This is a genomic window from Polaromonas sp., assembly GCF_013817205.1.
In the GTDB taxonomy this organism is placed as follows: domain Bacteria; phylum Pseudomonadota; class Gammaproteobacteria; order Burkholderiales; family Burkholderiaceae_C; genus Polaromonas.
Genome location: NZ_JACDDD010000130.1, coordinates 1 through 4891, shown reverse-complemented (window position 1 = coordinate 4891; position 4891 = coordinate 1). Strand labels below are relative to the sequence as shown.

3 protein-coding genes and 3 tRNA genes are annotated in these 4891 nt (G+C 61.8%); all 6 read right to left on the bottom strand.

The features are described from left to right. Nucleotides 1-308: 308 nt before the first annotated feature. Nucleotides 309-385: transfer RNA gene (locus H0W47_RS18220), tRNA-Asp, on the bottom strand. Between the two features lie 98 nt (nt 386-483). After that, nucleotides 484-559: transfer RNA gene (locus H0W47_RS18215), tRNA-Glu, on the bottom strand. Between the two features lie 82 nt (nt 560-641). Further along, a tRNA-Ala gene (locus H0W47_RS18210) sits at nt 642-717 on the bottom strand. Between the two features lie 56 nt (nt 718-773). Continuing rightward, a complete protein-coding gene (gltX, locus tag H0W47_RS18205; RefSeq protein WP_296926972.1) occupies nt 774-2177 on the bottom strand; it encodes a glutamate--tRNA ligase in 1404 nt (467 codons plus the stop codon). After that, nucleotides 2174-3391 (bottom strand): O-succinylhomoserine sulfhydrylase, encoded by a 1218-nt coding sequence (locus H0W47_RS18200; protein WP_296926974.1) that lies wholly within the window; start codon nt 3389-3391, stop codon nt 2174-2176. Before H0W47_RS18200 ends, gltX begins: the two co-directional genes overlap by 4 nt. Next, a partial coding sequence (gene purF / locus H0W47_RS18195; RefSeq protein WP_296926970.1) for an amidophosphoribosyltransferase occupies nt 3391-4891 on the bottom strand: 1501 nt, incomplete at its 5' end. The genes H0W47_RS18200 and purF, both read right to left, overlap by 1 nt.

The window sequence follows — 4891 nt, the reverse complement described above, 5'->3', positions numbered from 1 at the left end:
CTCGCCTCGGTGCTCCTGCACCATACGGACCGCGCGTTCGCGTACTTCGGGGGAAAACTTGTTTGATTTCTTCATGGCTCCATCTTCTCAAAGGTTGGAGCCTCCTCAATTCCCGGGGCGATTCAATTCACGCTTGTAGCTGGTGCGTAATGAGCGCTTGACCTGCCTACCTGCAATGCGTGTGTGCAGGTAGTAGCTTGAACCCAGGAGGTAAATCGGCAAATTGAGCATGTATTGCTACCAAATTTGCTACTACCCCAAAAGAAAAAACCCTTGTAACTCATTGAATTACAAGGGTTTTCCGTGTTTGGCGGAGCGGACGGGACTCGAACCCGCGACCCCCGGCGTGACAGGCCGGTATTCTAACCAACTGAACTACCACTCCTGGTAGCGACAACTTTCGCTCTTGCGAGCCAAGTCGCCTGCTTGCGCGGGCTTGTTGTCAACTTGCGCCTTGGGCCTTCACATTGCTGTGAAGAATTCTGGCGACCCCACGGGGATTCGAACCCCGGTACTTACCGTGAAAGGGTAATGTCCTAGGCCTCTAGACGATGGGGTCAAAACCTTGGAACTTCCGGCGGCAGGTTTTTGTTGTGACACAAACACCTGCCGAAAAAACTGAAAACTTATCGACCATTGAATGGTGGAGGTAAACGGGATCGAACCGATGACCTCTTGCATGCCATGCAAGCGCTCTCCCAGCTGAGCTATACCCCCGTATCAACTGAGCAAGTTTCCCTGCAACCGTCGAGCCTTGAATTATAGCCCGAATTTCAGGCGCTTTTCAAGCGCCCCAGACGCGAAATCACATTGGCCCTGTCCATCAGCGACAAAAGCGCATCCAGCGACGGAGTTTGCGGACGCCCGGCCACCAGCACGCGCACCGGCATGGCCAGTTGCGGCATCTTCAGGCCGGTCTCGGCCAGCACCTGTTTGATGACCGCGGCAATCGCCGGCTTGCTCCATTCGACATCAGCCAGCAATTCGGCGAGCCGGGCCACGGCGGGATGCACCTCGGCCGGCACATGGGCCTGAATCTCTTCCGCAGCCACCGGCTCTTCGCTCACCAGCACCTGCATCCACTCGGCCAGCTCGACCAGGGTGCTGCAGCGGTCTTTCAGCAGCGCGCAGGCGGCCACGCGGCGCGGTGCATCAAGTGCTGCCTGCACCGCGTCACCGAGAAAAGGCACAACAACTTCTGCCAGCTTGTCATCGGGCATGGCTTTGAGGTGCTGGGCATTGACCCAGCGCAGCTTGGCTTCGTCGAACTGCGCGGCGCTTTTACCGAGGTGGTCAAGGTTGAACCACTGCAGGAACTGCTCGCGGCTGAAAATTTCATCGTCGCCGTGGCTCCAGCCCAGGCGCGCCAGGTAGTTGAGCATGCCGTCGGGCAAATAGCCCTCTTTCGCATACTGCGTGACCGCCTTGGCGCCGTTGCGCTTGCTCATCTTCTCGCCCTGCTCGTTGAGCACGGTCGGCAGGTGCGCATACACCGGCACGTCCTTGCCCAGCGCACGGAAGATGTTGATCTGGCGCGGTGTGTTGTTGACGTGGTCGTCGCCGCGGATCACATGCGTGATGCCCATGTCCATGTCGTCAACCACGACGCAGAAGTTGTAAGTTGGCGTGCCATCGGGCCGCGCGATCACCAGGTCGTCGAGTTCGTCATTGCTGATCTCGATGCGGCCCTTGACCTTGTCGTCCCAGACCACGGCGCCGCCTTGCGGATTTTTGAAGCGCAGCACCGGCAACACGCCTTCGGGCACGGGGGGCAAGGTCTTGCCGGGCTCGGGCCGCCAGGTGCCGTCGTACCGCGGCTTTTGTTTGTCGGCCATCTGCTGCTCGCGCAGGGCGTCAAGTTCAGCCACGCTCATGTAGCACGGGTAGACCAGCCCATCGGCCACCATCTGCGCCAGCACCGCCTTGTAGCGGTCCATGCGCTGCATTTGGTAAATCGGGCCTTCGTCATGGCTCAGACCCAGCCAGCGCATGCCTTCGATGATGACATCAACGGCTTCTTGCGAAGAGCGTTCGACATCGGTGTCTTCGATGCGCAGGATGAAGTCGCCGCCGGTGGAACGCGCGAATGCCCACGGGTAGAGTGCCGAGCGGATGTTGCCGAGGTGAATGAAGCCGGTGGGAGAAGGCGCGAAACGGGTACGGGTTTTGGTGCTCATGGAATGCTGTTCAGGCCACGCAACAGGTCGGCCTTGATGTCGTCGATGTGGTCCAGGCCGACCGCCAGCCGGATCAGGCCCTGGCTGATGCCGGCGGCCTTGCGCTGCTCTTCAGTCAGGCGCCCGTGCGATGTGGTGCCGGGGTGGCTGATGATGGTTTTGGTGTCACCGAGGTTGGTGGCAATGCTGATGACCTGCGTGCTGTCGATCACGTGGAAGGCGTTCCTGCGCGCCGTCGCGACGTCATCGCCGCGCAGGTCGAAGGACAGCACCGCGCCGCCCAGACCGGACTGCTGGCGCATGGCCAGATCATGCTGCGGATGAGATGCCAGACCGGGGTAATACACCCGTGCCACCTGCGGCTGCTGCTCCAGCCATTTCGCCACGGCCAGCGCATTGGCCGACTGGGCCTGCATGCGTATGCCCAGCGTTTCCAGCCCCTTGAGCACGACCCAGGCGTTGAAGGGCGCCAAGGTCATGCCGGCGGTGCGCACCACGGGGCCGAACACGTCAACGATCAGTTTTTTCGGTCCGCACAGCGCGCCGGCCATCACCCTGCCCTGGCCGTCGAGGTATTTGGTGCCCGAGTGCATGACCAGATCAGCGCCGAACTCAACCGGCCGCTGCAGCGCCGGCGAGCAAAAGCAGTTGTCCACGGCGAGCAGGGCACCGGCGCCATGGGCCAGGTCGGCCAGTGCGGCAATATCGCAGACTTCCGTCAGCGGATTGGTTGGCGTTTCGGCAAACAGCAGCTTGGTGGTCGGGCGCAGCGCGGCCTTCCATTTAGCCACATCGGTTTGCGACACAAAGGAGGTCTCAACGCCGAACTTGCCGAACTCGCGGCCGATCAACGCAATCGTCGAGCCGAACATCGAGCGCGAGCAGATGACATGGTCACCAGACTTGAGCAGGCCCATGCACATCATCAGGATGGCGCCCATGCCAGTGGAAGCGCCAATGGCGGCTTCGGTGCCTTCCATGGCGGCCAGGCGGCGCTCGAAACTCGTGACGGTGGGGTTGGAGGTGCGGCCGTAGGTATAGCCGTCCTCAGCGCCGGCAAACCGCCGCGCCGACGTCTCGGCATCGGGCTGCACAAAGCCGCTGCTCAGGTACAGAGCCTCGGAGTTCTCGCCATGCTGGCTGCGCTCCTGCGCCACGCGCACGGCCAAGGTGTCACGGTGCAAATCGTCGGGGAGTTTCCGCTCGCTCACAATCAGGCCTCCTGCGGATTTGGCAGGGCCAGGCGCGAGACATCGACCTCGTTTTCTTCGCTGCTGTCGATACGGCCGGCATTCATTTTTGCAATGCTTTCGGGCGTGATGTCGCCGGTGATGTACACGCCGTCAAAGCAGGAAGCGTCAAAGCCGTCCAGGTTTTTGTTGAGTGCACCAATGGCGCGTTTCATGCCTTCGACGTCCTGGTAAATCAGCGCGTCGCAGCCGATGGCCACGCGAATTTCTTCCACGGTCTTGTCGTGTGCGACCAGCTCGTCGGCCGTCGGCATGTCAATGCCGTAGACATTGGGATACCGCACCGGCGGCGCGGCGCTGGCCAGGTACACCTTCTTCGCGCCGGCATCACGCGCCATCTGCACGATCTCTCGGCTGGTCGTGCCCCGCACAATCGAATCGTCCACCAGCAGCACATTGCGGCCCTTGAACTCGCTGGCAATCACATTGAGTTTCTGGCGCACCGATTTTTTGCGCACGCCCTGGCCCGGCATGATGAAGGTGCGACCCACATAGCGGTTTTTCACAAAACCTTCGCGGTAGGGAATACCGAGCAGGTGCGCCAGCTGGGTGGCGCTGGGGCGGCTGGATTCGGGGATCGGGATGATCACATCGATTTCGTTGGGCGGCACGGTGGACACCACCCGTTTAGCCAGCGTTTCGCCGAGGTTCAGGCGCGCCTGGTACACCGAGATGCCGTCGAGCACCGAGTCGGGCCGCGCCAGATAGACAAACTCAAAAATACAGGGCATGAGCCGCGCACTGGCCGCGCACTGCTCGGCATGTACCGTGCCCTCCAGGTCAACAAATACCGCTTCACCCGGAGCGATGTCGCGCTCGAACTGGTGCGAGGTGCCTTCGAGGGCCACCGACTCGCTGGCCACCATGACCGTGCTGCCGCTTTCGTTCTGGCCACGGCCCAGGCACAGCGGGCGGATACCGTAAGGGTCACGAAAAGCCAGCAAGCCGTGGCCCGCAATCAGCGCCACCACGGCGTAGGAGCCCTTGACCCGCTTGTGCACACCACGCACGGCGGTGAACACGTCGGCTGGCGCCAGTGGCAGACCACGCGTGGTTTTTTCCAGCTCGTGGGCCAGCACGTTGAGCAGCACCTCGGAATCGCTGTCGGTGTTGATGTGCCGGTGGTCGGTGGTGAAGAGTTCAGCCTTGAGCTCGGCGGCGTTGGTCAGGTTGCCGTTGTGCGACAGCACGAGACCAAAAGGCGCGTTGACGTAAAAGGGCTGGGCCTCGTCCTCGCTGTAGGCATTGCCAGCCGTCGGGTAGCGCACCTGGCCCAGGCCCGCGTTGCCCGGCAGCCCGCGCATGTTTCGCGTGCGGAACACGTCGCGCACCATGCCCTTGGCCTTGTGCATGAAGAACTTGCGGCCCTGCTGCGTGACGATGCCCGCGGCATCCTGGCCGCGGTGCTGCAGCAGCAGCAAGCCGTCATAAATCAGCTGGTTCACCGGGGCGTTGCTGACAACA

Bases quoted from the DNA above. Each gene is read 5' to 3' on its own strand.
- gltX (WP_296926972.1), bottom strand. From the start codon at position 2,177: ATGAGCACCAAAACCCGTACCCGTTTCGCGCCTTCTCCCACCGGCTTC.